Annotated in this window: 28 protein-coding genes; 24 read left to right on the plus strand and 4 right to left on the minus strand. The window is 46.4% G+C overall.

The genetic code is table 11. The features are described from left to right. Position 1: 1 nt before the first annotated feature. Together dnaN and dnaA are read right to left on the minus strand one after the other, a co-directional pair. Positions 2–1,102, minus strand: a complete 1,101-nt coding sequence (gene dnaN, locus RJ47_RS13230; protein WP_039484353.1) for a DNA polymerase III subunit beta — start codon at positions 1,100–1,102, stop codon at positions 2–4. A 92-nt stretch (positions 1,103–1,194) separates the two neighbouring features. Next, complete coding sequence (gene dnaA, locus RJ47_RS13235; RefSeq protein ID WP_038141356.1) at positions 1,195–2,601, minus strand: chromosomal replication initiator protein DnaA; 1,407 nt, start codon at positions 2,599–2,601, stop codon at positions 1,195–1,197. A 398-nt stretch (positions 2,602–2,999) separates the two neighbouring features. Between dnaA and RJ47_RS13240 the strand changes: the two genes are divergently transcribed. The 23 genes from RJ47_RS13240 (at position 3,000) to glmU (ending at position 23,151) form a co-directional block, all read left to right on the plus strand. Beyond that, positions 3,000–3,746, plus strand: coding sequence for an amino acid ABC transporter substrate-binding protein (locus tag RJ47_RS13240; protein ID WP_039478832.1), 747 nt, complete (start codon positions 3,000–3,002; stop codon positions 3,744–3,746). 106 nt (positions 3,747–3,852) lie between these two features. After that, a complete protein-coding gene (locus tag RJ47_RS13245; protein ID WP_005472539.1) occupies positions 3,853–4,524 on the plus strand; it encodes an amino acid ABC transporter permease in 672 nt (223 codons plus the stop codon). Next, a complete protein-coding gene (locus RJ47_RS13250; protein ID WP_038141360.1) occupies positions 4,521–5,258 on the plus strand; it encodes an amino acid ABC transporter ATP-binding protein in 738 nt (245 codons plus the stop codon). The genes RJ47_RS13245 and RJ47_RS13250 overlap by 4 nt, the downstream gene beginning before the upstream one ends. 230 nt (positions 5,259–5,488) lie before the next feature. Next, positions 5,489–5,626: a 50S ribosomal protein L34 gene (gene rpmH / locus RJ47_RS13255; protein ID WP_038141364.1), complete on the plus strand. Its 138-nt coding sequence runs from the start codon at positions 5,489–5,491 to the stop codon at positions 5,624–5,626. A 45-nt stretch (positions 5,627–5,671) separates the two neighbouring features. Further along, a complete protein-coding gene (rnpA, locus tag RJ47_RS13260; protein ID WP_050796250.1) occupies positions 5,672–5,995 on the plus strand; it encodes a ribonuclease P protein component in 324 nt (107 codons plus the stop codon). After that, positions 5,962–6,225 carry a membrane protein insertion efficiency factor YidD gene (yidD, locus tag RJ47_RS20870; protein ID WP_072016668.1) on the plus strand — a complete coding sequence of 88 codons (264 nt, stop codon included), beginning with the start codon at positions 5,962–5,964 and terminating at the stop codon, positions 6,223–6,225. The genes rnpA and yidD overlap by 34 nt, the downstream gene beginning before the upstream one ends. Before the next feature lie 2 nt (positions 6,226–6,227). After that, positions 6,228–7,847, plus strand: coding sequence for a membrane protein insertase YidC (gene yidC / locus RJ47_RS13265; protein ID WP_038141369.1), 1,620 nt, complete (start codon positions 6,228–6,230; stop codon positions 7,845–7,847). Positions 7,848–7,968: 121 nt separating this feature from the next. Next, positions 7,969–9,330, plus strand: a complete 1,362-nt coding sequence (mnmE, locus tag RJ47_RS13270) for a tRNA uridine-5-carboxymethylaminomethyl(34) synthesis GTPase MnmE (RefSeq protein WP_039478842.1) — start codon at positions 7,969–7,971, stop codon at positions 9,328–9,330. Between the two features lie 51 nt (positions 9,331–9,381). Next, positions 9,382–9,816 (plus strand): FMN-binding protein MioC, encoded by a 435-nt coding sequence (gene mioC, locus RJ47_RS13275; protein ID WP_039484356.1) that lies wholly within the window; start codon positions 9,382–9,384, stop codon positions 9,814–9,816. Positions 9,817–10,281: 465 nt separating this feature from the next. Beyond that, a complete protein-coding gene (gene mnmG / locus RJ47_RS13280) occupies positions 10,282–12,177 on the plus strand; it encodes a tRNA uridine-5-carboxymethylaminomethyl(34) synthesis enzyme MnmG (RefSeq protein ID WP_005476191.1) in 1,896 nt (631 codons plus the stop codon). Then, positions 12,177–12,809 (plus strand): 16S rRNA (guanine(527)-N(7))-methyltransferase RsmG, encoded by a 633-nt coding sequence (gene rsmG, locus RJ47_RS13285; protein WP_038141376.1) that lies wholly within the window; start codon positions 12,177–12,179, stop codon positions 12,807–12,809. The genes mnmG and rsmG overlap by 1 nt, the downstream gene beginning before the upstream one ends. Positions 12,810–12,823: 14 nt before the next feature. After that, positions 12,824–13,597: a ParA family protein gene (locus RJ47_RS13290; RefSeq protein ID WP_005476196.1), complete on the plus strand. Its 774-nt coding sequence runs from the start codon at positions 12,824–12,826 to the stop codon at positions 13,595–13,597. Positions 13,598–13,620: 23 nt separating this feature from the next. Beyond that, entirely contained in the window at positions 13,621–14,502 is an 882-nt protein-coding gene (locus RJ47_RS13295) for a ParB/RepB/Spo0J family partition protein (protein ID WP_039478850.1), read from the plus strand. A 189-nt stretch (positions 14,503–14,691) separates the two neighbouring features. Further along, on the plus strand, positions 14,692–15,081 hold the full coding sequence (locus tag RJ47_RS13300) for a F0F1 ATP synthase subunit I (RefSeq protein ID WP_005476182.1): 390 nt from the start codon (positions 14,692–14,694) through the stop codon (positions 15,079–15,081). Between the two features lie 8 nt (positions 15,082–15,089). Then, positions 15,090–15,902 (plus strand): F0F1 ATP synthase subunit A, encoded by an 813-nt coding sequence (gene atpB / locus RJ47_RS13305; protein WP_005476192.1) that lies wholly within the window; start codon positions 15,090–15,092, stop codon positions 15,900–15,902. A gap of 43 nt (positions 15,903–15,945) precedes the next feature. Next, positions 15,946–16,203, plus strand: a complete 258-nt coding sequence (gene atpE, locus RJ47_RS13310; RefSeq protein WP_000450922.1) for a F0F1 ATP synthase subunit C — start codon at positions 15,946–15,948, stop codon at positions 16,201–16,203. A gap of 72 nt (positions 16,204–16,275) precedes the next feature. Beyond that, a complete protein-coding gene (atpF, locus tag RJ47_RS13315) occupies positions 16,276–16,746 on the plus strand; it encodes a F0F1 ATP synthase subunit B (protein WP_038191821.1) in 471 nt (156 codons plus the stop codon). Between the two features lie 14 nt (positions 16,747–16,760). Then, on the plus strand, positions 16,761–17,294 hold the full coding sequence (gene atpH / locus RJ47_RS13320) for a F0F1 ATP synthase subunit delta (RefSeq protein WP_005476190.1): 534 nt from the start codon (positions 16,761–16,763) through the stop codon (positions 17,292–17,294). A gap of 13 nt (positions 17,295–17,307) precedes the next feature. Then, on the plus strand, positions 17,308–18,849 hold the full coding sequence (atpA, locus tag RJ47_RS13325; RefSeq protein WP_005476202.1) for a F0F1 ATP synthase subunit alpha: 1,542 nt from the start codon (positions 17,308–17,310) through the stop codon (positions 18,847–18,849). A 42-nt stretch (positions 18,850–18,891) separates the two neighbouring features. Continuing rightward, positions 18,892–19,758, plus strand: a complete 867-nt coding sequence (gene atpG / locus RJ47_RS13330; protein WP_005476185.1) for a F0F1 ATP synthase subunit gamma — start codon at positions 18,892–18,894, stop codon at positions 19,756–19,758. 35 nt (positions 19,759–19,793) lie between these two features. Next, positions 19,794–21,197 (plus strand): F0F1 ATP synthase subunit beta, encoded by a 1,404-nt coding sequence (gene atpD / locus RJ47_RS13335; RefSeq protein ID WP_005476194.1) that lies wholly within the window; start codon positions 19,794–19,796, stop codon positions 21,195–21,197. Between the two features lie 18 nt (positions 21,198–21,215). Further along, the gene (locus tag RJ47_RS13340; RefSeq protein WP_005476200.1) at positions 21,216–21,638 is read left to right on the plus strand and encodes a F0F1 ATP synthase subunit epsilon; all 423 of its coding nucleotides are present in this window, start codon (positions 21,216–21,218) and stop codon (positions 21,636–21,638) included. A gap of 151 nt (positions 21,639–21,789) precedes the next feature. Beyond that, positions 21,790–23,151 carry a bifunctional UDP-N-acetylglucosamine diphosphorylase/glucosamine-1-phosphate N-acetyltransferase GlmU gene (gene glmU / locus RJ47_RS13345; RefSeq protein WP_039484360.1) on the plus strand — a complete coding sequence of 454 codons (1,362 nt, stop codon included), beginning with the start codon at positions 21,790–21,792 and terminating at the stop codon, positions 23,149–23,151. A 63-nt stretch (positions 23,152–23,214) separates the two neighbouring features. On the opposite strand, the gene RJ47_RS13350 is transcribed toward glmU, so the two are convergent. Further along, positions 23,215–23,955, minus strand: a complete 741-nt coding sequence (locus RJ47_RS13350) for an amino acid ABC transporter permease (RefSeq protein ID WP_005476213.1) — start codon at positions 23,953–23,955, stop codon at positions 23,215–23,217. Between the two features lie 102 nt (positions 23,956–24,057). On the opposite strand from RJ47_RS13350, the gene RJ47_RS13355 reads away from it, so the two are divergent. Further along, the gene (locus RJ47_RS13355) at positions 24,058–24,834 is read left to right on the plus strand and encodes a transporter substrate-binding domain-containing protein (RefSeq protein WP_039484363.1); all 777 of its coding nucleotides are present in this window, start codon (positions 24,058–24,060) and stop codon (positions 24,832–24,834) included. 52 nt (positions 24,835–24,886) lie between these two features. Here RJ47_RS13355 and punC read toward each other — a convergent pair whose 3' ends face one another. After that, positions 24,887–26,092 carry a purine nucleoside transporter PunC gene (gene punC / locus RJ47_RS13360; protein ID WP_039484366.1) on the minus strand — a complete coding sequence of 402 codons (1,206 nt, stop codon included), beginning with the start codon at positions 26,090–26,092 and terminating at the stop codon, positions 24,887–24,889. Positions 26,093–26,106: the final 14 nt, after the last annotated feature.

Here is a 26,106-nt window from a genome sequence, read left to right on the forward strand (position 1 = left end):
GCTAAAGTCGAATTGGCATCACCACGTACATGGCACTGTCGTCTTCTGCATTTTCAATCAGAGCACTGGCATTGGCATCCGACATCGAGACCCGTACTTTTTCGCAGCGTAACGTGTTGAGCACATCCAATACGTAGCTGACGTTGAAGCCAATTTCGATCGGCTCACCATCAAAGCTCACATCCAACATCTCTTCCGCTTCTTCCTGCTCTGGGTTGTTGGCGGTAATGCGCATTTCAGTATCGGCTAGATTAACGCGAACCCCACGGAATTTTTCGTTGGAAAGAATCGCAGCTCGAGAAAACGCGGAACGCAATTCATCGCAACCCGCTTCCAACGTCTTGGTTGTATTTTGCGGCATTACGCGGCGATAATCTGGGAAACGGCCATCCACTAGCTTAGAGGTAAACACATAATTATTTACTTCTGCACGTACGTTCGAGCTACCGATCTGCAGCACAACTGGCTGTTCAGGAGCATCAAGTAGCTTGACCAGCTCTAATACACCTTTACGCGGCACTATGATCTGTTGCTGAGCAAAGTCAGCGCCCAGTGCCGTTTGCGAAACGGCCATTCGGTGACCATCAGTCGCCACACTGCGCAGCGTTGAACCTTCAATTTCAAACAACATACCATTGAGGTAGTAGCGCACATCTTGGTTGGCCATTGAGAACTGAGTTTTCTCAATCAGACCGCGAAGCTCTGCTTGGGTCAATGAGATTTCAACTTCGCTTTGCCAATCTTCGATATTCGGAAAGTCATTGGCTGGTAGCGTCGCCAGGGAGAAGCGGCTACGACCAGAGCGAACTTGAACGCGATCACCTTCTAAGACAAAGGTAATCACCGAGTCATCGGGTAAACCACGACAAATATCAAGGAACTTACGCGACGGGACAGTAATGCTCCCCGCCTCAAAATCGCCTTCTAACGTCACTCGGCTGATCAGTTCCACTTCTAAGTCGGTTGCTGTCATTGACAGTACATTGTCTTCGACTTTGAGTAGCAGGTTACCAAGAATAGGCAGAGTTGGACGACCACCTAAAGCCCCTGAGACTTGCTGGAGAGGCTTCAGTAAATGGCTACGCTCAATGGAAAATTTCATAGGACGCTCTTATCAGAATTCTTCTAGCTTTATAAAAGAGATTAGTTCAGGTGCAATGGCCTCGAACATTCAAGGCCATAGAATACTGCGAATTACGAAGAAAGGGTACGAATCAAGTTCGAGTAATCTTCTTTGATGTCATGGCTCTCTTCGCGAAGCTGCTCAATCTTACGACAAGCATGTAAAACTGTCGTGTGGTCACGACCACCAAACGCATCACCGATTTCAGGTAAGCTGTGGTTGGTGAGCTCTTTGGCCAATGCCATCGCAAGCTGACGCGGACGAGCCACCGAACGTGAACGGCGTTTGGACAAGAGGTCCGCCACTTTAATCTTGTAGTATTCCGCGACCGTCTTTTGAATGTTATCAATGGTCACTAGCTTCTCTTGTAGAGCAAGCAAGTCACGCAGTGCTTCACGAACAAAGTCGATGGTAATAGGACGACCAGTAAAGTTAGCGTTGGCGATAACGCGGTTCAATGCCCCTTCCAACTCACGAACATTAGAGCGCAGGCGCTTAGCAATGAAGAATGCCACTTCATCTGCAAGGTGGATTTGGTGGTCTTCCGCTTTTTTCATCAAGATCGCAACGCGCGTTTCAAGCTCAGGTGGCTCGATCGCAACCGTCAGACCCCAACCAAACCGGGATTTTAAACGATCTTCTACACCGTTGATCTCTTTCGGGTAACGGTCAGACGTGAGGATGATCTGTTGATTGCCTTCCAATAACGCATTGAAGGTATGGAAAAACTCTTCTTGCGAGCGCTCTTTGTTGGCGAAAAATTGAATATCATCGATAAGTAGAGCGTCAACACTGCGATAGTAACGTTTGAACTCTTCGATCGCGTTATTCTGTAGCGCTTTTACCATGTCTTGCACGAAACGCTCAGAATGCATGTAAACCACTTTAGCATTCGGTTTGTTGTCCACAATGGCGTTACCGACCGCGTGCAACAAGTGTGTTTTACCTAGGCCAGTACCACCGTATAAGAACAGCGGGTTGTATGCTGAACCAGGGTTATCCGACACCTGACGCGCTGCCGCTAAACCGAGCTGGTTCGATTTACCTTCAACGAAGTTAGTAAACTTGTGTTTTGGGTTGACGTTTGAACGATGATTAATGTCGGCAATGGCTTGCGCGTCGTCATCCCAGGTTTTATGAACCGGTTTACGAGCTTGCAATTGTGCCGGTGCCGACGATTCTGCAGCAACATCGGCTGGCGTGCGTTTCGGTGCCGGCTTAGGTGCAGAAACAGGTCTGCTGCCCACTTCAAAGCGTAGGCTCGGAATGTCATTGCCACAATACTCTTGCAGCAGTCGATTAATGCTGTTGAGGTACTTATCACGAACCCAATCGAGGACAAAGCGGTTTGGGGCAAACAAGGTGAGCGTATTGTCATTGAGCTCCGCTTGTAGCGGACGAACCCACATGCTGAATTCAGTTGCTGGTAGCTCTTCTTGAAGCTGTTGCAGACATTGCAACCAAAGCGAAGATGACACGGTGCCCCCACTCGAAGTAATTGATTGGAAAAGATTGGCAATTTTACCTGTTGATAACCAAGATCGCTAGCAATAGATCGACGATCCAGTGAATAAGATCCAAGTTATTCACAATATTTTCGACATTATTCGGCGGATCCCCACACACTGCCCCATTTTTACTCACACATTGATCCACATAAGGGCAATTTCCGCCCGATCCTGACTCTGGTGATAACTCTGTGCATGAAATATCGATCGCCACCTTCACAGGATCGAAAAATAATCCTCTGAGCCGTAAGATTTAGACCAAAATATCAACCTTATTACTCTACTATCTAGGATATTGCTCTTAGTTATTTATCTAATTAACTAAAGTAACAGTAATATTTCTCCCCATAATTATATGGAGTTGTACTATGAAAATCTGGTTTAAGGCTGCAGTTGCAGCAATCGCTCTGTCTGCTGCGACTGTGCAGGCTGCTACGGAAGTCAAAGTCGGCATGTCTGGCCGTTACTTCCCATTCACTTTCGTTAAGCAAGATCAGCTACAAGGCTTCGAAGTGGACCTATGGGACGAGATTGGTAAACGTAACGATTACAAAGTGGAATACGTAACCGCAAATTTCTCTGGTTTGTTCGGTCTACTAGAAACAGGCCGCATCGATACAATTTCTAACCAAATTACAATGACAGACGCGCGTAAAGCAAAATACCTATTTGCTGACCCATACGTGGTGGATGGTGCACAAATTACGGTTCGCAAAGGCAACGACGAGATCAAAGGTGTTCAAGATCTTGCGGGCAAGACGGTGGCAGTAAACCTAGGTTCAAACTTTGAGCAACTGCTACGTGACTACGACAAAGATGGCAAAATCAACATCAAAACCTACGACACAGGTATTGAACACGATGTCGCACTGGGTCGTGCAGATGCCTTCGTGATGGATCGCCTTTCAGCGCTAGAGCTAATCAAAAAGACAGGTCTTCCTCTTCAACTTGCAGGCGAACCGTTTGAAACGATTCAAAATGCTTGGCCATTTGTAAACAATGAAAATGGTAAAAAACTGCAAGCAGAAGTTAACCAAGCACTTGCAGCAATGCGCGCAGACGGTACTCTAGCGCAAATTTCTGAAAAGTGGTTTGGTGCAGACATCACTAAATAATGTGACCACTCCGCTACTTTTGTTGAAGTAGGCTTTTCTAACCCACTGCTTTCCTCCCTTTGCAGTGGGTTTTGCTTTTCTATGTCGTTATACACTGGGACACGTTATGGGATTCGATTTTAACTACATGCTGGAGTTGATGCCGATACTGCTTAAGTATCTGGGAACAACTATGGAGATGGCCGTTTGGGGTCTGATCTTCTCTTTAATACTGTCAGTGATTCTCGCCAATATCCGCGTATTCAAGGTTCCAGTACTCGATCAACTGAGCCAGCTGTATATCAGCTTCTTCCGTGGCACGCCTCTGTTAGTACAGCTGTTTTTGCTTTACTACGGCTTACCACAGATTTTCCCATGGATGGTCGGGCTAGATGCTTTCAGTGCCGCTGTCATCGGTTTGACCTTGCACTTCGCCGCCTACATGGCAGAAAGTATTCGCGCTGCCATTATTGGTATTGATCGTAGCCAGATGGAAGCGAGCCTCTCAGTCGGCATGACGACGACACAAGCGATGCGTCGCGTCATTTTGCCGCAAGCGACTCGTGTGGCCTTGCCTTCACTGATGAACTACTTCATCGATATGATCAAATCAACGTCACTGGCCTTTACGCTAGGCGTTGCAGAGATTATGGCCAAAGCACAAATGGAGGCATCATCAAGCTTCCGTTTCTTTGAAGCGTTTCTTGCGGTTGCACTTATTTACTGGGGTGTGGTGGTTATCCTTACTCGTGTTCAAATCTGGGCAGAAGCTAAACTCAATAAGGCGTACGTACGATGATCAAACTGAGTAATATTCAAAAACGCTTCGGGGATACTGAAGTGCTAAAAGGGATTGACCTTGAGATAAAACAAGGTGAGATCATCGTCATTATTGGCTCTAGCGGAACAGGCAAGTCGACATTACTTCGCACAGTAAATTTCTTAGAGAATGCCGACAAAGGGGTCATCACGATTGATGACGTCAGCGTCGATAGTGAAAATCACACCAAAGCCGAAGTTCTCGCTTTGCGTCGTAAGACAGGCTTTGTGTTCCAAAACTATGCGCTTTTCGCCCACATGACCGCAAGACAAAACATCGCTGAAGGGCTGATGACTGTGCGTGGTTGGAAAAAAACAGACGCACTTCAACGCGCGCAAGAGATTCTTGATGATATTGGCTTAGGCGACAAGGGTGACAGTTATCCAGCAGCGCTGTCTGGTGGTCAACAGCAGCGTGTGGGTATCGGACGCGCTATGGCGCTGCAACCAGAACTGCTGCTTTTCGATGAGCCAACATCGGCACTTGATCCTGAATGGGTGGGTGAAGTTCTTAATTTAATGAAGGACTTAGCTACAAAACATCAGACCATGCTGGTGGTCACTCATGAGATGCAATTTGCTAGAGAGGTCGCCGATCGGGTGATCTTTATGGCAGAAGGGCACATTGTTGAGCAAGGTTCTCCACAGGATATCTTTGGAAATCCACAAGATCCTCGCTTACAAAAATTCCTTCGACAAGTTGGTGCAGAGTAAAGATCACAAAAGAGGATCGTTTGATCCTTGAGATTTTGCTCACACTACGTATAATCGCTCGGCCGGAATTTAGCGCTTGCACAAAGATTGACACTTTGTGTGACTGTGATTACAATTCCGCCTCTTTGTTGAGAGGCGTCGGTTTGTCCTCTTTATATATAGAGAAGACCTCGTATACCCACGCCGGGTTAACATTGACCTAAAACTACTGATCAGTAAAGGTAATAACCATGTCTAAACGCACTTTTCAACCTTCAGTTCTAAAGCGCAAGCGTACTCACGGTTTCCGTGCACGTATGGCTACTAAGAACGGTCGTGCAACAATCAACGCACGTCGTGCTAAAGGCCGTAAGCGTCTTTCTAAGTAATCTTCGATTATTTTGAATACGTACGCGTTCAATCGGGAGTTACGCTTGTTAACTCCCGAGCATTATCAAAATGTCTTTCAGCAAGCTCATCGAGCTGGCTCACCTCATTTCACTATCATTGCTCGCAAAAATTCCTTATCTCACCCAAGACTAGGTTTAGCCGTTCCGAAGAAACAGATTAAAACTGCTGTTGGTCGTAATCGCTTCAAGCGTCTCGCTCGCGAAAGCTTTCGTAACAAACAACATCAGCTTCCTAACAAAGATTTTGTTGTTATTGCCAAGAAAAGCGCGCAAGATTTAAGCAACGATGAAATGTTTAAACTGTTTGATAAATTATGGCAGCGTCTGTCTCGCCCCTCTCGCGGTTAGCGATCGGCCTCGTCCGACTCTATCAAGGCTTTATTAGTCCACTTCTTGGACCGCGTTGTCGTTTTACTCCAACCTGCTCTACTTATGCCATTGAAGCGTTGAAAGCTCACGGTTTTGTAAAAGGGTGTTGGTTATCAAGCAAACGTCTATTAAAATGCAACCCTTTAAATAAAAAGGGTTGGACATACGACCCCGTTCCACCAGTCCAAAAACAAGACAGAGACAATTAACGATGGATTCTCAACGTAATATCCTGTTAATCGCGCTAGCACTGGTTTCTTTCCTATTGTTCCAACAATGGCAAGTTGCAAAGAACCCAACGCCTCAGCCGGTTGAGCAGGCTCAATCAAGCAGTACTCTACCTGCCCCATCTTTTGCTGACGAGCTCGATCCAGCTCCTGGTCAGCAAGCTTCTGCTAAAACGATTACCGTGACCACTGATGCATTGACTCTGTCGATTGATACAGTTGGTGGTGATGTCATTCACGCAGATCTAAACCAATACTCGGCTGAGATGGATTCTGCTGATGCATTCGTTTTACTTAAAAACGAGCCTGGTCACCAGTTCATCGCTCAAAGTGGCCTTGTGGGCCCTCAAGGTATCGACCTAAGCAGTACTAACCGTCCTGCATACGCAGTCAGCGCGGATAGCTTCACTCTAGCAGATGGCCAAGACGAACTTCGCGTTCCAATGACATACGCAGCAAACGGCTTAGAGTACACCAAGACATTCATCCTTAAGCGTGGCAGCTACGCGATCGACGTTGAATACAACGTTGTGAACAACTCTGGCAACAACGCGACATTCGGTATGTACGCTCACCTACGTCAAAACCTTCTTGACGCTGGTGGCAGCATCACAATGCCAACTTACCGTGGTGGCGCATACTCAACAGAAGATACGCGCTACAAGAAATACAGCTTCGAAGATATGCAAGATCGTAACTTGTCTCTAAACCTGCCAGATGGTCAAGGTTGGGCGGCAATGATCCAGCACTACTTCGCATCAGCATGGATTCCACGCAACGAGCCAGGCACTAACCTATACACTCGCGTGATTGGCAATCTTGGCGATATCGGCGTTCGTATGCCGAACAAAACCATCGCAACCGGTGACAGCGCTCAAATGACGGCAACGCTTTGGGTCGGTCCAAAACTTCAAGACCAGATGGCTGAAGTTGCACCAAACCTAGACCTTGTTGTCGATTACGGCTGGCTATGGTTCATTGCGAAACCTCTGCACTCACTGCTTTCGTTTATTCAAAGCTTTGTTGGCAACTGGGGTGTGGCAATCATCTGTTTGACGTTCATCGTACGTGGTGCCATGTACCCACTTACGAAAGCGCAATACACATCTATGGCGAAAATGCGCATGCTGCAACCTAAACTGCAAGCAATGCGTGAGCGTATTGGCGATGACCGTCAGCGCATGAGCCAAGAAATGATGGAACTGTACAAGAAAGAGAAAGTGAACCCGCTAGGTGGCTGTCTTCCTCTTATCCTACAGATGCCTATCTTCATCGCACTATACTGGGCATTGATGGAGTCGGTTGAGCTACGTCACTCGCCATTCTTCGGTTGGATTCATGACCTTTCAGCGCAAGACCCGTACTACATCTTGCCACTGCTGATGGGTGCATCGATGTTCCTAATCCAAAAGATGAGCCCGACGACCGTGACGGATCCAATGCAGCAGAAGATCATGACCTTTATGCCGGTTATGTTTACTTTCTTCTTCCTGTTCTTCCCATCAGGTCTGGTTCTATACTGGCTAGTATCGAACATCGTAACGCTTATCCAACAAACGCTTATTTACAAAGCATTGGAGAAAAAAGGCTTACACTCTAAGTAACCTTTAATGCGAAATTATTATCAAAGGCGGCCAAAAGGTCGCCTTTTTTATTTGAGCTGATTACAATTCATCACATTACTTATTTGCCATGCAATGGCACCGAGATTCTACAGGCACAACTATGACTACAGATACCATTGTCGCCCAAGCAACCGCCCCTGGTCGTGGCGGCGTCGGCATTATTCGAGTATCCGGCCCACTGGCAGAGAAAGTCGCTCAAGAAGTAACAGGGAAAACACTGCGTCCACGCTATGCAGAATACTTACCCTTTACCTCGCAAGATGGCTCCCAGCTTGACCAAGGTATCGCATTGTACTTCCCGAACCCGCATTCATTCACTGGTGAAGATGTCCTTGAACTGCAAGGTCATGGCGGCCCTGTCGTGATGGACATGCTAATTAAACGCATCCTACAAATACCGGGGATTCGTACCGCAAGACCGGGAGAGTTTTCAGAGCGCGCGTTTTTAAATGACAAACTCGATCTCGCTCAAGCAGAAGCTATTGCTGACTTGATCGATGCAAGTTCGGAAGAAGCGGCTAAATCCGCCCTACAATCACTGCAAGGTGCGTTCTCGCAACGTATTCACACTCTGGTCGAATCCCTGATCCACCTTCGCATCTATGTCGAAGCGGCTATTGACTTCCCAGAAGAAGAAATCGACTTTCTGGCTGATGGAAAAGTAGCAGGTGATCTGCAAGCCATCATTGATAACCTGAGTGCGGTGCGCCAAGAGGCGAACCAAGGTGCGATTATGCGTGAAGGCATGAAGGTGGTTATCGCAGGTCGTCCGAATGCGGGCAAATCAAGCCTGCTCAATGCACTATCAGGCAAAGAGTCGGCCATTGTGACCGACATAGCAGGAACCACACGTGACGTGCTGCGTGAACATATCCATATTGACGGAATGCCACTGCATATTATCGATACCGCAGGTCTGCGTGACGCCTCTGATGAAGTCGAGAAAATCGGCATTGAACGCGCCTGGGACGAAATCGCTCAAGCGGACCGCGTACTCTTTATGGTTGATGGCACAACCACAGATGCCACCGATCCAAAAGAAATTTGGCCAGACTTCGTTGATCGCCTGCCAGATAACATTGGTATGACAGTGATCCGCAACAAAGCCGATCAAACCGGTGAAGATCTTGGCATTTGTCATGTCAACGATCCAACCCTTATCCGCCTGTCAGCGAAGACGGGTGAAGGTGTCGAGTCACTACGCAGCCATTTAAAAGAGTGCATGGGCTTTGCTGGAGGTAATGAAGGCGGCTTTATGGCTCGTCGCAGACACCTAGAGGCACTGGAACGCGCAGCCGAACACCTAGACATTGGTCAACAGCAGCTTGAGGGCTATATGGCTGGGGAGATTTTGGCAGAAGAGTTGCGTATCGCTCAGCAACATTTGAGTGAAATCACCGGCGAGTTCAGCTCAGACGACCTACTGGGCCGCATCTTCTCTTCTTTCTGTATTGGTAAATAATCATCGACAGTGCGACCTAGAGGTCGCACTTCTTTTAGTAAAGGACGAACAATGATTCACATTATAACAGGCAGCACTTTAGGCGGAGCTGAATATGTGGGTGACCACCTAAGCGATCTTCTGATTGAGAAAGGGTTTGAAACCACAATCCACAACCAACCAGACATTAACGATATTGAAAACAAAGGGACATGGCTTGTTATCACATCAACGCATGGTGCGGGCGAATATCCAGATAACATTCAGCCTTTCATTGCAGCATTACAAAATACGCCACCTAAAATGAGTGAGGTTAAGTATGCCGTTATCGCGATTGGTGACTCGAGCTACGACACCTTCTGTGCCGCTGGAAAACATGCCCATGACCTTCTGGAAGATATTGGTGCAGCCCCCATTACTGACTGCTTAACCATCGATGTACTCAGCCACTCAGTTCCCGAAGATGCCGCTGAAACTTGGTTACTAGAACATATTGAACGCTTCTAATCCCCAATTCAGAGTCGTTTTTCGGCTCTGATTTCCTCTCTGTGAATAACTTCTCCCACCACTTTTCAGTTTACTTGGTCAAAAAGCAACCATCCGGCCTGTGGATAAACTAGATCAAATCCAGTGACTTTCCTATAGTTATCCCAATAACAACTCGGATCCTTTTTTACCCCTGTGTATAACCATTAATTTTGATCTCAGGAAATCCTCGATCTGATCAAGGGCTGATCACAGATTACGATCCATAAAAGATCCATGATCTTGTTGATCATTTTTGAGTTATCCACAGAGATCGTCGATCCTAATAATAGATCTAATAAAAGATCATATATATAGATCTTATATATATAAGTCTTTCAAGCCTTTAAATGAAAAGTCTCAAAAGCGTTTCCACACTCTGTGAAAGAAGGTAGAATAACGCTCTTTTATCTTTCTATAGCTTGATTGAATACCTGAGGTCAGTTCATGCTCTATCACGAAAACTTTGACGTCATTGTCGTTGGTGGCGGTCACGCAGGAACGGAAGCCGCATTAGCATCTGCACGGACAGGTCAAAAGACCCTTTTGCTTACTCACAATATCGATACTTTGGGCCAAATGTCATGTAACCCAGCAATCGGTGGTATTGGTAAAGGTCACCTAGTCAAAGAAGTCGATGCAATGGGTGGATTAATGGCTCAGGCTATCGATCATGCGGGTATTCAATTTCGAACGCTCAATGCCTCTAAAGGCCCAGCTGTACGAGCGACTCGAGCGCAAGCAGACCGTGCTCTGTACAAAGCGTATGTTCGTGAAGCCCTTGAAAATGCTGACAACTTAACGCTTTTCCAACAGTCAGTGGATGACCTAATTGTGGAAAATGACACCGCTGTAGGTGTTGTAACCCAAATGGGGCTTAAGTTTCGAGCAAAAGCCGTGGTCCTTACCGTCGGCACCTTTTTAGGTGGCAAGATCCATATAGGTATGGAGAGCTCTTCAGGTGGTCGAGCTGGGGATCCACCTTCGATCGCGCTAGCTGATCGTCTCCGTGAGCTCCCATTCCGTGTTGATCGTCTTAAAACAGGGACACCTCCAAGGATCGATGCTCGAAGTGTCGATTTCTCAGAGTTGGAAGTACAACACGGTGATAATCCAACACCAGTATTTTCATTCATGGGACAACGCACTCAGCATCCTCGTCAAATCCCATGTTTCATCACGCATACTAACGAAAGTACTCATGAAGTGATCCGCAACAACCTTGATCGCAGTCCAATGTACGCTGGGGTGATTGAAGGGATTGGTCCTCGTTACTGTCCTTCGATCGAAGACAAAGTGATGCGTTTTGCTGACAAAAACAGCCACCAGATTTTCATTGAACCAGAAGGTTTAACGACTCACGAACTCTATCCAAATGGTATTTCCACCAGCTTACCATTTGATGTTCAGGTTCAGATAGTGCGTTCGATGAAAGGGTTTGAAAACGCGCATATTGTTCGTCCTGGTTATGCGATTGAATACGATTTCTTTGACCCACGTGATTTGAAACAGACTTACGAAACCAAATTTATTAGCGGTCTGTTTTTTGCTGGCCAAATTAACGGCACAACGGGTTACGAAGAAGCGGCTGCACAGGGCTTGATGGCGGGCTTGAACGCAAGCTTACACAGCCAAGGTAAAGAAGGCTGGAGCCCACGTCGCGATCAAGCCTACATGGGCGTGCTAATTGATGATTTGTCTACCATGGGTACCAAAGAACCGTACCGCATGTTCACCTCTCGCGCTGAATACCGCCTCTTGTTGCGTGAAGATAACGCAGATTTGCGTTTGACAGAAAAAGCTCGCGAGCTAGGTTTGATTGATGATGCGCGTTGGGCACGTTTCAACGAAAAAATCGACAACATGGAAAAAGAGCGTCAACGTCTGAAAGAAACGTGGATGAATCCTAAATCAGAAGGTATCGATGCCCTTAATGCGATTCTAAAATCGCCAATGTCTCGTGAAGCAAGTGGCGAAGATCTTCTGCGCCGTCCTGAGATGACTTATTCGCAGCTCACGGCTCTGGATCGTTTTGCTCCTGCACTTGAGGATCAACAAGCCGCTGAGCAAGTTGAAATCCAAGTGAAATACGAAGGTTACATTCAGCGACAGCAAGATGAGATCGAAAAATCTCTGCGTCATGAGAACACGAAACTACCTGTCGATATGGATTACTCCAAAGTTAGTGGTCTCTCCAATGAAGTAGTCGCAAAACTGACGGAAGCGAAACCTGAAAGTATCGGTATTGCTTCTCGTATTTCTGGTATTACACCAGCTGCGATTTCCATTTTGCTGGTTCACTTGAAAAAGCAAGGCATTTTAAAAAAAGGTGAGGTCGCGTAATGAGCCAACTTCGTAATAAGCTTGATGAACTCATCGCGCAAACTGACTTAGAAGTGTCTGAACTGCAACGTAACCAACTGGTTGGTTACGTTGAAATGCTCAATAAGTGGAACAAAGCGTACAACTTGACTTCGGTTCGTGATCCCGAAGAAATGCTAGTGAAACATATTCTTGATAGCATTATTGTTAGTACTCACTTACAAGGTGAGCGCTTTATTGATGTAGGCACAGGTCCTGGACTTCCGGGAATTCCTCTGGCCATTATGTGTCCAGATAAACACTTTCACTTACTCGACAGCCTTGGCAAGCGTATCCGTTTTATCAAACAAGCACTCCATGAGCTGAAGATCGAAAATGTGATGCCGATTCAAAGTCGCGTCGAAGAGTTTCAACCAGAAGAAAAATTTGATGCCGTACTGAGCCGTGCATTCGCATCTATGGTAGATATGGTAAGTTGGTGTCACCACCTTCCAAAAGCCGAGACAGGGCTATTTTTGGCACTGAAGGGGCAATTACCACAGGGTGAGATTGATGAACTTCCTGAGTGGTGTTGTGTGACCGACATCAAAGCTTTGAATGTTCCTCAATTGGAAGGTGAGCGTCATCTAGTAATCTTATCGCGCAAGGAATAATAGCGAGGTCCATTGTGGGTAAAATCGTAGCGATCGCCAACCAGAAAGGTGGAGTTGGTAAAACAACAACCTGTATCAACTTAGCGGCCTCTATGGCTGCGACTAAGCGTAAAGTCTTGGTGATTGATCTTGATCCACAAGGGAACGCAACCATGGCCAGTGGCGTTGACAAGTATCAAGTTGATGCGACTGCCTATGAACTTCTCGTCGAAGATGTACCGTTTTCTGAAGTGGTCTGTACGAACACATCAGGAAACTATGATTTGATTGCCGCGAACGGAGATGTGACGGCGGCTGAAATCAAGCTAATGGAAGTCTTCGCTCGAGAGGTACGCCTGAAGCACGCTCTTGCGTCAGTTCGCGATAACTATGATTTCATCTTTATCGATTGTCCTCCCTCTCTAAACCTTCTTACAATCAATGCCATGGCCGCAGCGGATTCGGTCTTGGTTCCTATGCAGTGTGAGTACTTTGCATTAGAAGGTTTAACGGCGTTAATGGACACAATCAGTAAACTTGCGGCCGTGGTGAATGAGAACCTAAAGATTGAAGGGTTGCTGCGCACCATGTATGACCCTCGCAATCGGCTCTCGAATGAAGTGTCCGATCAACTGAAGAAGCACTTTGGCAACAAGGTGTACCGCACTGTTATTCCTCGTAATGTTCGTTTGGCTGAAGCGCCAAGCCATGGCAAACCAGCCATGTACTACGACAAATACTCTGCAGGCGCAAAAGCCTATCTCGCGCTTGCTGGCGAAATGCTTCGCCGTGAAGAAGTACCTGCATAAACCAACCAAAGGAACTCCGTCTCATGTCTAAACGTGGTTTGGGTAAAGGGCTTGATGCTCTGCTTTCGACTAGTTCGCTAGCGCGTGAAAAACAGCAAAATGCGCTCCAGAGTCAACAGCTCTCATCTGAAGGTGAATTGACCGACTTAAGCATCAACAGTCTTAAGCCTGGCGTTTATCAACCACGCAAAGATATGTCACCTGAGGCACTAGAGGAGTTGGCAGCGTCGATTGAATCCCAAGGCATTATCCAGCCGATTGTCGTTCGTCAGGTTGAACACGACAAATTTGAGATTATCGCGGGTGAACGGCGCTGGCGTGCGGCGCGGAAAGCGGGTCTAAAACAAGTGCCTTGTGTGATCAAAAATGTGGAAGATCGCGCGGCGATCGCGATGGCATTGATCGAAAACATTCAACGCGAAGATCTCAACGTGATTGAAGAGGCGGTAGCGCTTGAGCGTTTGCAAACAGAGTTTTCACTGACTCATCAGCAGGTCGCAGATGTAATTGGTAAGTCTCGAGCGGCTGTCAGCAACATATTACGTCTTAACCAGTTAGAAAATGACGTAAAAGGTTTGGTTTCAGACAATTTGCTCGATATGGGGCATGCTCGAGCACTGCTAGCTCTTGAGGGCGAACAACAAATCGAAGTTGCCCAGCAAGTGGCCAAGAAGCAATTAACGGTTCGTCAAACGGAACAACTTGTAAAAAAATGTCTGCAACCGGTGGTTGAAGATAAAAATGCTCCTCAAGATGTGGAGATACAAGAATTGTCACAAAAATTGAGTGCAATGCTCGGGGGTAAAGTTGCTATTGTCCGAAACCCTAGCGGAAAGTCGAAAGTGACGATTAGTCTTGATGAGCCTCACAAATTAGAGCAACTGATTGCCAAGCTAGAGAGCTAAATGAGATAATTGATCTCAATCAATTATGTAAAAAACTATTTTTTGTGCGAAAGTTGTCGGTTTGTAAACAAAAATGTAACTTTTTGCGGGCTTTTAATTGCATTAAGGCACACTGACCGTATAATTTTTGCCAATTTCCCAGCACAGAGTGAAGTCGTGCAAAGTGGATATTATTAGAGGTACGAATACATGGTGGCTGCGTTAGCTAGACCAGGACGAGAGCTTGCTAAGCGATTGTTGTTGATCGAAATGGGCGCGGTTACGTTAGTGGCAGCAGGAATGGCGATTGCTGTAAATACTGAATGGGGAGTTTCAGCGCTAATTGGTGGTGGCATTTTTGTTATCGCTAATGCTGTATTTGCCTTGTGTGCTTTTCTCTTTGTAGGGGCTCGTGCTGCCAAAATGGTCGCTGCGTCTTTCTACACAGGGGAAGCACTAAAGATTCTCATCACAGTGGCACTCTTTTCCGTTGCTTACATGTATATGCAGGTGGAACTCGTTCCCCTGAAACTAACCTATTTGCTGGTACTTGGGATTAACATCTTTGCGCCAGCGCTATTCATTAACAACAAAAAATAGGATGAGTTATGGCTGCGCCAGGTGAAGCGCTAACAGCTTCCGGTTACATCACTCACCACCTTACTCACCTTTCAACTTACAAGTTGGGGTTAGTGGCGGAAGAGACGAGTTTCTGGAACATACACATCGATAGCCTGTTGTTTTCTTGGATCACTGGTTTAATGTTCTTAGGAGTGTTTTACAAAGTAGCTAAGAAGTCGACAGTAGGTGTGCCGGGTAAGCTTCAATGTTTTGTTGAAATGATCGTAGAATTTGTCGCGGAAAACGTCAAAGATACGTTCCATGGACGCAACCCATTGATTGCCCCTCTCGCACTGACTATCTTTTGTTGGGTATTTTTAATGAACTTGATGGACCTTGTGCCTATCGATTTCTTACCTTACCCAGCAGAGCATTGGCTAGGTATTCCTTATCTTAAGATAGTACCTTCTGCTGATGCGAACATCACCATGGGAATGGCAATAGGCGTATTCGCTCTGATGATTTTCTACAGCATCAAAGTGAAAGGTCTAGGTGGGTTTGCCAAAGAACTAGCATTACATCCATTTAATCACTGGACGATGATTCCGTTTAACCTACTGATTGAAGTGGTATCGCTACTAGCGAAACCTCTATCACTTGGTATGCGTCTATTCGGTAACATGTTCGCAGGTGAGGTTGTATTCATTCTTTGTGCGGCAATGCTACCATGGTTCCTTCAATGGATGGGTTCACTTCCGTGGGCGATTTTCCATATTCTGGTAATCACGATTCAGGCCTTCGTGTTTATGATGCTAACGATTGTTTATATGTCAATGGCACACGAAGACAGCGATCACTAATTTTTTAAACTCTTATTAGTCAAAAGTATATTTGGAGATAGTAATGGAAACTGTATTGAGCTTTTCAGCAATCGCAGTAGCAATCATCGTTGGTCTATGTGCAGTAGGTACTGCAATCGGCTTCGCAGTACTAGGTGGTAAATTCCTAGAAGGTGCTGCACGTCAACCAGAAATGGCACCAATGCTACAAGTTAAGATGTTCATCATCGCGGGTCTACTGGATGCGGTTCCAATGATCGGTATCGTAATCGCTCTACTATTTACTTTCGCAAACCCATTCGTTGGTCAACTAGCTGGTTAATCTTTGCTTTTCAAAGGCAAGCATCGGTTTGTCATTGATTAACACTAAGTCCAATAAAGAGGGGTAGCTGTTGTGAATATGAACGCAACTCTGCTAGGTCAAGCAATCTCGTTCGCAATGTTTGTGTGGTTCTGCATGAAATATGTATGGCCGCCAATCATGAACGCTATTGAAGAACGTCAGAAAAAAATCGCTGATGGCCTTCAAGCGGCAGAACGAGCTGAGAAAGACTTGAATCTAGCTCAAGCTAATGCTTCTTCTCAAATGAAAGAAGCGAAGCGCACAGCAACTGAGGTCATTGAGCAAGCGAACAAGCGTAAGACTCAAATTCTAGACGAAGCTCGCGAGGAAGCTCAGGCAGAACGCCAGAAAATCCTTGCTCAAGCGGAAGCTGAAATTGAAGCTGAACGCAACCGTGCGCGCGATGAACTGCGCAAACAAGTTGCAACTCTGGCTTTAGCTGGTGCTGAGAAAATCCTTGAGCGTTCAATCGATAAAGATGCGCACAAAGATCTTCTCGACAACATTACTGCAAAACTTTAAGTCTGGGGGCGCACATGGCTGATATGACTACTATCGCACGCCCCTATGCTAAAGCAGCATTCGACTTTGCTGTTGAAAAAGACCAACTAGACCAATGGGGTCAAATGTTGTCTTTTGCAGCGGAAGTTGCCAATAACGAACAAATTCATGAGCTGTTAACCAGCTCAATGTCTGCAGACAAACTTGCAGAAGTATTTGTTGCGGTATGTGGCGAACAAGTTGATGAGTTTGGTCAAAACCTGATTAAGGTGATGGCTGAGAATGGTCGATTACAGGCCCTTCCTGATGTATGCGCTGAGTTCTTGTTACTTAAGCAAGAACACGAGAAAGAAATCACCGTTGAAGTGACTTCAGCAACAGAGCTTTCTGACCAGCAAAAAGCAGACATCAGCAGCAAACTTGAAACGCGTCTTGAACGCAAAGTCCAGCTGAATTGCAGCGTAGATGAGGCCCTACTTGGTGGGGTTATTATTAGAGCCGGAGACTTAGTCATCGATAACTCAGCACGTGGCCGTTTAAGCCGCCTGAGCGATGCATTGCAGTCTTAATGGGGATTGGAGCATGCAACTTAATTCCACGGAAATTAGCGATCTAATCAAACAACGTATCGAATCTTTCGAAGTTGTTAGTGAAGCTCGCAACGAAGGTACTATCGTATCGGTAAGCGACGGTATCATTCGCATTCACGGCCTAGCGGACGTGATGCAAGGTGAAATGATTGAATTACCGGGTGGCCGTTATGCACTAGCACTTAACCTTGAGCGTGACTCGGTTGGTGCGGTTGTAATGGGCCCATATGCTGACCTTAAGGAAGGCATGAAAGTTACAGGTACTGGTCGTATTCTTGAAGTACCAGTTGGTCCTGAATTGCTTGGTCGTGTTGTAAACACGCTAGGTGAGCCAATTGATGGTAAAGGCCCAATCGAAGCGAAACTGTCTTCGCCTGTAGAAGTGATTGCACCAGGTGTAATCGACCGTAAATCGGTTGATCAACCTGTTCAAACGGGTTACAAATCTGTTGACTCAATGATCCCAATCGGTCGTGGTCAGCGTGAGCTTGTAATCGGTGACCGTCAGACTGGTAAAACAGCAATGGCGATCGATGCAATCATCAACCAGAAAAACTCTGGTATTTTCTCAATCTACGTAGCTATCGGTCAGAAAGCATCGACTATCGCTAACGTAGTTCGCAAACTAGAAGAGCACGGCGCGCTAGCAAACACTATCGTTGTTGTTGCATCTGCTTCTGAATCTGCAGCGCTACAATACCTAGCGCCATACGCAGGTTGTGCGATGGGTGAATACTTCCGTGATCGCGGCGAAGACGCACTGATTGTTTATGATGATCTATCTAAGCAAGCGGTAGCTTACCGTCAGATCTCTCTACTACTAAAACGCCCACCAGGTCGTGAAGCATTCCCAGGTGACGTTTTCTACCTCCACTCACGTCTACTAGAGCGTGCAGCTCGTGTAAGCGAAGAATACGTAGAAAAGTTCACTAACGGTGAAGTGAAAGGTAAGACAGGTTCTTTAACTGCACTACCTATCATTGAAACTCAAGCTGGTGACGTTTCAGCATTCGTACCGACAAACGTAATCTCGATTACTGACGGTCAGATCTTCCTACAGACTGAGCTATTCAACGCGGGTGTTCGCCCAGCGGTTGACCCAGGTATCTCAGTATCTCGTGTTGGTGGTTCTGCACAGACGAAAATCATCAAGAAGCTATCAGGCGGTATCCGTACAGCACTAGCTCAGTACCGTGAACTTGCGGCATTCGCACAGTTCTCATCTGACCTTGATGAAGCGACAAAGAAACAGCTAGACCACGGTCAGAAAGTTACAGAACTAATGAAGCAGAAGCAGTACGCTCCTATGTCTGTATTTGACCAAGCGCTAGTAATCTTTGCGGCAGAGCGCGGCTACCTAGCAGATGTTGAACTAAGCAAACTGCTAGATTTCGAAGCGGCTCTACTATCGTTCGCTCGCGGTCAATACGCTGAATTTGCAGCTGAGATCGACAAGACGGGTGCATACAACGATGAAGTTGAAGCGCAGCTTAAGAAGCTGACTGACGACTTCGTAGCAACCCAAACTTGGTAATAGGTCGGTGGCAGTAATGCCACCAACTAATGGAGAGTAACGATGGCCGGCGCAAAAGAGATACGTAATAAAATCGGTAGTGTTAAAAGCACTCAGAAGATTACGAAAGCAATGGAAATGGTAGCAGCTTCAAAAATGCGTCGTTCTCAAGATGCAATGGAAGCTTCTCGTCCATACGCTGAAACAATACGTAAAGTGATCGGTCACGTAGCTAACGCGAGTCTAGAGTATCGTCATCCATACCTAGAAGAGCGTGAAGCTAAGCGTGTTGGTTACATCATCGTTTCTACAGACCGTGGCCTATGTGGCGGCTTGAACATTAACGTGTTCAAAAAAGCAGTCACAGACATGCAAAGCTGGAAAGAGAAAGGCGCTGAAATTGAACTGGCATTGATTGGTTCTAAAGCAACTGGCTTCTTTAACAACAGCGGTGCAAAAGTAGCGGCACAGGTTTCTGGTCTAGGTGATAAGCCTAGCCTTGAAGACCTAATCGGTTCTGTAAGCGTAATGCTGAAGAAATACGATGAAGGTGAGTTGGACCGTTTATATGTCGTGAGCAACAAGTTTGTGAACACTATGGTTCAACAACCAACGATCGATCAATTACTACCTTTGCCTAAATCGGACAGCGAAGAGATGCAGCGTACCCACCAGTGGGACTACATCTACGAGCCAGAACCAAAAGCGCTACTAGACACGCTTCTAGTGCGTTATGTGGAATCTCAAGTATACCAAGGTGTGGTTGAGAACCTTGCTTGTGAGCAAGCGGCTCGAATGATTGCAATGAAAGCTGCAACTGATAATGCGAGCAACTTGATTGATGATTTAGAACTTGTGTACAACAAAGCCCGTCAGGCTGCGATCACACAAGAGCTATCTGAAATCGTTTCAGGTGCGGCAGCGGTTTAAGCTTAGGTAAAACGAAACAGTTTAGAGGATTAACGATGGCTACAGGTAAGATCGTACAGATCATCGGTGCAGTAGTCGACGTAGAGTTCCCACAGAGTGAAGTACCAAGTGTATATGACGCTCTGAACGTAACAGAATCAAAAGAGCGTCTAGTTCTTGAGGTTCAACAACAGCTAGGCGGTGGCGTAGTTCGTTGTATCGTAATGGGTAGCTCTGATGGTTTACGTCGTGGAGTTGAAGTAGTAAATACAGGCGCTCCAATTTCAGTACCAGTAGGTACTAAGACCCTAGGTCGTATCATGAACGTTCTAGGTGACGCAATTGACGAGTGTGGTGAAATCGGTGCGGAAGAGACTTACTCTATCCACCGTGAAGCACCAAGCTACGAAGAGCAATCAAACGAGATCGCTCTACTAGAGACTGGCGTTAAAGTAATCGACCTAGTTTGTCCATTCGCTAAGGGTGGTAAAATCGGTCTATTCGGTGGTGCTGGTGTAGGTAAGACCGTTAACATGATGGAACTTATCAACAACATCGCACTTCAGCACTCTGGTCTATCAGTATTTGCTGGTGTAGGTGAGCGTACTCGTGAAGGTAACGATTTCTACTTTGAGATGCAGGAAGCGGGCGTTGTAAACGTTGAAAATCCTGAAGAGTCTAAGGTAGCGATGGTTTACGGTCAGATGAACGAGCCACCAGGTAACCGTCTACGTGTTGCACTGACTGGTCTAACAATGGCAGAGAAGTTCCGTGACGAAGGTCGTGACGTTCTACTGTTCGTTGATAACATCTACCGTTACACACTTGCAGGTACAGAGGTATCAGCACTGCTAGGTCGTATGCCTTCAGCGGTAGGTTACCAGCCAACTCTTGCAGAAGAGATGGGTGTACTGCAGGAGCGTATCACGTCAACGAAATCAGGTTCTATCACGTCTGTACAGGCGGTATACGTACCTGCGGATGACTTGACTGACCCGTCGCCAGCAACAACGTTCGCGCACTTGGATGCAACGGTTGTACTTAACCGTAACATCGCTGCAATGGGTCTATACCCTGCGATCGACCCACTAGATTCAACATCTCGTATGCTTGACCCTCTAGTTGTTGGTCAAGAGCACTACGACATTGCTCGTGGCGTTCAGCAGACACTTCAGCGCTACAAAGAGCTGAAAGATATCATTGCGATTCTAGGTATGGACGAGCTATCTGAAGAAGATAAGCAAGTTGTATCTCGTGCACGTAAGATTGAGCGTTTCCTAACTCAGCCTTACCACGTAGCGGAAGTATTTACTGGCGACCCAGGTGTTTACGTACCTCTAAAAGAGACTCTACGTGGCTTTAAAGGTCTACTAGCTGGTGATTACGATGACATTCCAGAGCAAGCGTTCATGTACTGCGGTGCAATTGAAGATGCTATCGAGAATGCGAAGAAGCTATAAGGCTAACTAGGAGGCGATATGGCAGCAATAACCTTTCACCTAGACGTAGTAAGCGCTGAGAAGAAAATCTTCTCTGGTCGTGTTGAAACGTTTCAGGTGACCGGTAGCGAAGGTGAACTTGGTATTTTCCATGGGCACACTCCGCTGCTAACCGCTATCACGCCTGGAATGGTGCGACTTGTTAAGCAGCACGGCCACGAGGAATTTATTTATGTTTCTGGTGGTATGGTAGAAGTTCAACCTGGTACAGCGACTGTACTGGCTGATACAGCTATCCGTGGTGAAGAACTGGACGCAGCTAAGGCTGAAGAAGCTAAGCGTTGTGCTCAAGAAGCAATTCAAAACCAGCACGGTGATATGGACTTCGCTCAAGCGGCTAGTGAACTGGCTAAAGCCATTGCTCAGCTACGAGTAATCGAGCTGACGAAACAGCGTCGTTAAGCAACGGTGTTGTTTTAAAAGTGATAAAGGCGGTCAATTGACCGCCTTTTTGCTTATTTTTTATTAGAAATTTTTCCTGATCAATTAACTAATTAACGATTAGTGTCTAAAATACCTCTCAATTTTAATACAACGTCATACAGGTCCATTCATGAAATTTAGCGCGGTGATTCTCGCAGCGGGTAAAGGTACTCGCATGTACTCTAACAAGCCTAAGGTGCTCCACACGTTGGCAGGCAAACCTATGGTCAAACATGTGATTGATACTTGTAATAACCTCGGAGCGCAGAATATTCATTTGGTTTATGGACACGGCGGTGATCAAATGCAAACAGAGCTCGCGCAAGAGAATGTGAACTGGGTACTTCAGGCGGATCAATTGGGTACAGGTCATGCAGTGGATCAAGCTTCTCCTCAGTTTGAAGATGATGAAAAGATCTTAGTGCTTTATGGTGATGTACCACTGATCTCGGAAGAAACGATCGAAGGTTTGCTGGATGCGCAGCCTACAGGTGGTATTGCACTGCTGACTGTCGTCCTTGATAACCCAATGGGCTATGGTCGTATCGTTCGTCGCAATGGTCCTGTTGTTGCTATCGTCGAGCAAAAAGATGCAACCGATGAACAGAAGTTGATCAAAGAAATCAATACTGGCGTCATGGTAGCAACTGGCGGCGATCTTAAGCGTTGGTTATCGGGTCTTAATAATGAAAATGCACAGGGTGAATACTACCTAACGGATGTCATTGCGACTGCACACGACGAGGGTCGAGCGGTAGAGGCGGTACACCCTGTTAACCCAATCGAAGTGGAAGGTGTGAACGACCGAGCTCAGTTGGCACGTCTTGAGCGCGCATTTCAGTCAATGCAGGCAAAAAAACTGCTTGAGCAGGGGGTAATGTTGCGCGACCCAGCACGTTTTGATCTACGTGGTGAGCTTCAATGTGGTATGGATTGTGAAATTGATGCCAACGTTATCATCGAAGGTAACGTATCTCTGGGTGACAATGTCGTAATCGGCACGGGTTGTGTTTTGAAAGATTGTGAAATCGACGACAACACGGTTATTCGCCCATACAGTGTAATCGAAGGTGCTACTGTTGGCGAAGAATGTACAGTGGGGCCATTCACTCGCCTGCGTCCTGGCGCGGAGATGCGTAACGACTCTCACGTCGGTAACTTCGTTGAAGTGAAGAATGCACGCATTGGTGAAGGCTCGAAAGCTAATCACTTAACTTACTTAGGTGATGCAGAGATCGGCCAGCGTACGAATATCGGTGCAGGTACTATTACGTGCAACTACGATGGTGCAAACAAGTTTAAGACTGTGATCGGTAACGATGTGTTTATTGGCTCTGACAGCCAGCTTGTTGCGCCAGTGACTATTGCTGATGGCGCAACGATTGGGGCAGGCACGACGCTGACCAAAGATGTCGCTGAGGGTGAACTGGTCATTACTCGTGCGAAAGAGCGTAAGATTACCGGTTGGCAGCGTCCTGTAAAAAAGAAGTAAGCACTAACAAGCTTTAAGTCATTTTTTCTAAGCCGCTCTTTATGAGCGGCTTTATTATGAGGGTTAATGGCTGGGAATAGCGATACGTTTTTCTAGCCAGCGAACAGCCTGAGAAACCAGCAAGATTAAGACTAAATATTCCAGAACTAAGAAGGTGTATATTTCTAGAGGTAAGTACTCATTAACTACTAGTTCATTGGCACGTCGAGTCAAGTCACTTAAACCAATCACACTGACTAATGAACTCATTTTAAGAATATAGACAAACTGGTTACCAAGCGGCGGTAAGATCTGCCTAAACGCTTGGGGTAGAATCACCAAGCGCATTTTCTGCCAATAACTCAGCCCCAACGACTCCGCTGCTTCATGCTGACCACGACTTATCGCTTGGATCCCTCCTCGAAAGACCTCGGCCATAAAAGCACTTTCGGCGACGGTTAGAGCAATAACCCCCGCCCAGAAGTGATCCAAAGACACATCCAGCAACGTCGGCATTCCATAATAGACCCACAGCAATAGTACTAAGACGGGTATCGAGCGAATGATCTCCACATAGAGGCGATTTATCCCCTTTAGGATAGGTGAGTTGGAAAGTGCAGGGAGTGCGACGAGCAAACCGATAGTCATGGCAAACAACATGCTAAGAAGAGAAACTTGAATCGTGTCGTTGAACCCAGCAATCAGAAAGCGGATGTTAGTGAGTCCTTGCTCGGTTGAAGGATCCAGCACATACCAACCCCACTGATAATCCGAGCAACCAGTCAGTAAAAATGGGAAAAACAGCCACAGAGTTCGATTATTCAATCTTCATTTCCTAACTTGACTAATAAATGCCGCTTGTTACTGCTATGTTATCAAGAGTGTTTTTATAAATCTCGAATCAAAATAAATATATAAGGAAATAGAATGAGAAAGCTAATTTTTGCTGTTGGTCTTTGGTTACTCGCGCTTACTCAGTTGGCTTATGCGGATAGCCGATTACACGAAATACTAGAGAATGGTGTGTTACGTGTTGGCACCACTGGAGACTGGAATCCAATGACAATGAAAGATCCCGCGACGAACAGTTACCGTGGGTTCGATATTGATGTGACCACAGAGTTAGCAAAAGATTTGGGTGTTGAGGTGGAGTTTGTCGCTACCGATTGGAAAACGCTCGTGAATGGGATTACTGCGAACAAATATGACATCACCGGCAGTGCATCGTTAAATATGTCTCGAGCGAAGGTGGCGGGTTATAGCCAACCATATTTCTACCTCGCGTTTGTACCAGTGGTGCAAAAGAAAGATTTGGCGAAATTCTCTGACTGGGCTGATTTCGATAAGCCGGATGTAAAAGTGGCTGCAACGCTTGGTACTGTACAAGAAAAAATGGTCAAAGACTTCTTCCCATCTGCGCAACACATTGTGATTGAAGCGCCTGCTCGTGATTTCCAAGAACTGCTTGCCCGTCGAGCTGATGTTTCCGTTACCTCAAATGTAGAAGCCGCAACGCTGGTGGAAAAGTTTAAGCAGTTGGCTATTGTGCCGGTGAAAGAACCACGCAAACCAACGCCAATTGCCATGTTGTTACCGCAAGATGACCAAGTATGGATCAACTACATTAACCACTGGGTTGAACTGAAAAAAACGCAAGGCTTCTTCAAGCAAACCGCCAAAAATTGGGGCTTAAAGAGTATGTAACGTCTCTAATTGAGATAGAGAGCCGCACAACAGCGGCTCTTACGATTAAAAATTAGAGTTCCTCTTCACTCACGACGCGAGCATTATCAGGCGTTGTGAAGTGCTGAGAGAGTTCTCGATTTGACAGGATATAACCCACCCATAGTCCACCCATACAGATGATGATTGCAACGCCTGTGACCATCTGAGCTTGGCTTGCCATCGCGGCAACAAGTGCACTTGAAAGGCTGCTCACGGTAATTTGTAGGCTGTTTTGTAGACCAGCAGCCGTCGCTGGGCTTTGTTTCGCACTTGCTAATGCACGGTTTACCACGATTGGGTACAGCGCACCATTCGCTACCGCAATCAAGCAGAAAGGCGCTAGGATTGGCCAGATTGATGTTAGTTGCCACTGTGAAGCGAGGAAAATAAGCAGAGCAGCAACGCTGAACAGACCTATCAGTTGGCGCAGCACTTTCTCATCGCCAAACTTGCGTACGCCCACCTTACCCAAGTAACCACCTAGCATGAAGGCGATGGTTTGTGGGATAAAACTCAAACCAATGTCCTTCGCTTCGTAGCCCAGTTGCGCCATGATTTCTGGCATTCCGGTCAGGTAAGCAAAGAACGCCGCAGAGGCGGTGGCGAACATCAACACGTTACCAAGGTACGTTTTAGAGCCGAGTAGCGCCTTAATGTCTGACGATATGCTGGTTTGCTTTGATTCTACTTCTTCATTGTTTTGTGCCATCGTCGCTATAACTAGCATGATGCCCATTAGCGTGAGCGCAATAAAAATACTGCTCCAGCCAAAATTATCGGCGAGAAGCACGCCTAATTGTGGGGCCAATGCGGGGGACAACGCGACTAATGGCATGATGGTAGCAAAAATTTGTTGGCTACTGCTCGAGTAACGCTTAATGACCATCGCTTGCCAGATAACAGCTGGCGCGCACACACCGATCGCTTGGACAAAGCGCAATGTGAGAAGTTGCCACACTTGGTCACTGTAAGCCAAGCCAAATGAAGCAACGGTGAATAGTGTTAGACCCGCCGCCAGAGTATTTCTATGACCAAATTTATCCGAAGCTAGACCCCATAAGAGTTGGCCAAGTGCCATACCCACTAAGAATACAGTAAGAGATAGGGCGATTTGCTCTGGCCCTGTAGCAAAATCTATCTCCATCGCTTTAAATGCAGGCAAATACATATCAGTAGCAATGAAGCCGAGCATAGATAAAAGAGCTAAGTAAAAAAGTTGTAATTTTGAAATATTCATCATTTTTCCATTCA

The organism is Vibrio sinaloensis, assembly GCF_000808535.1.
Lineage (GTDB): Bacteria > Pseudomonadota > Gammaproteobacteria > Enterobacterales > Vibrionaceae > Vibrio > Vibrio sinaloensis_D.

Bases quoted from the DNA above. Each gene is read 5' to 3' on its own strand.
- yidD (WP_072016668.1), top strand. From the start codon at position 5,962: ATGGCAGCGTCTGTCTCGCCCCTCTCGCGGTTAGCGATCGGCCTCGTC.
- RJ47_RS13300 (WP_005476182.1), top strand. From the start codon at position 14,692: ATGGTGGCTGCGTTAGCTAGACCAGGACGAGAGCTTGCTAAGCGATTG.
- RJ47_RS13340 (WP_005476200.1), top strand. From the start codon at position 21,216: ATGGCAGCAATAACCTTTCACCTAGACGTAGTAAGCGCTGAGAAGAAA.
- mioC (WP_039484356.1), top strand. From the start codon at position 9,382: ATGATTCACATTATAACAGGCAGCACTTTAGGCGGAGCTGAATATGTG.
- atpH (WP_005476190.1), top strand. From the start codon at position 16,761: ATGGCTGATATGACTACTATCGCACGCCCCTATGCTAAAGCAGCATTC.
- rsmG (WP_038141376.1), top strand. From the start codon at position 12,177: ATGAGCCAACTTCGTAATAAGCTTGATGAACTCATCGCGCAAACTGAC.
- atpG (WP_005476185.1), top strand. From the start codon at position 18,892: ATGGCCGGCGCAAAAGAGATACGTAATAAAATCGGTAGTGTTAAAAGC.
- punC (WP_039484366.1), bottom strand. From the start codon at position 26,092: ATGAATATTTCAAAATTACAACTTTTTTACTTAGCTCTTTTATCTATG.
- RJ47_RS13295 (WP_039478850.1), top strand. From the start codon at position 13,621: ATGTCTAAACGTGGTTTGGGTAAAGGGCTTGATGCTCTGCTTTCGACT.
- atpB (WP_005476192.1), top strand. From the start codon at position 15,090: ATGGCTGCGCCAGGTGAAGCGCTAACAGCTTCCGGTTACATCACTCAC.
- atpD (WP_005476194.1), top strand. From the start codon at position 19,794: ATGGCTACAGGTAAGATCGTACAGATCATCGGTGCAGTAGTCGACGTA.
- rpmH (WP_038141364.1), top strand. From the start codon at position 5,489: ATGTCTAAACGCACTTTTCAACCTTCAGTTCTAAAGCGCAAGCGTACT.
- mnmG (WP_005476191.1), top strand. From the start codon at position 10,282: ATGCTCTATCACGAAAACTTTGACGTCATTGTCGTTGGTGGCGGTCAC.
- mnmE (WP_039478842.1), top strand. From the start codon at position 7,969: ATGACTACAGATACCATTGTCGCCCAAGCAACCGCCCCTGGTCGTGGC.
- RJ47_RS13240 (WP_039478832.1), top strand. From the start codon at position 3,000: ATGAAAATCTGGTTTAAGGCTGCAGTTGCAGCAATCGCTCTGTCTGCT.
- atpA (WP_005476202.1), top strand. From the start codon at position 17,308: ATGCAACTTAATTCCACGGAAATTAGCGATCTAATCAAACAACGTATC.
- yidC (WP_038141369.1), top strand. From the start codon at position 6,228: ATGGATTCTCAACGTAATATCCTGTTAATCGCGCTAGCACTGGTTTCT.
- RJ47_RS13355 (WP_039484363.1), top strand. From the start codon at position 24,058: ATGAGAAAGCTAATTTTTGCTGTTGGTCTTTGGTTACTCGCGCTTACT.
- RJ47_RS13250 (WP_038141360.1), top strand. From the start codon at position 4,521: ATGATCAAACTGAGTAATATTCAAAAACGCTTCGGGGATACTGAAGTG.
- atpE (WP_000450922.1), top strand. From the start codon at position 15,946: ATGGAAACTGTATTGAGCTTTTCAGCAATCGCAGTAGCAATCATCGTT.
- RJ47_RS13245 (WP_005472539.1), top strand. From the start codon at position 3,853: ATGGGATTCGATTTTAACTACATGCTGGAGTTGATGCCGATACTGCTT.
- dnaN (WP_039484353.1), bottom strand. From the start codon at position 1,102: ATGAAATTTTCCATTGAGCGTAGCCATTTACTGAAGCCTCTCCAGCAA.
- glmU (WP_039484360.1), top strand. From the start codon at position 21,790: ATGAAATTTAGCGCGGTGATTCTCGCAGCGGGTAAAGGTACTCGCATG.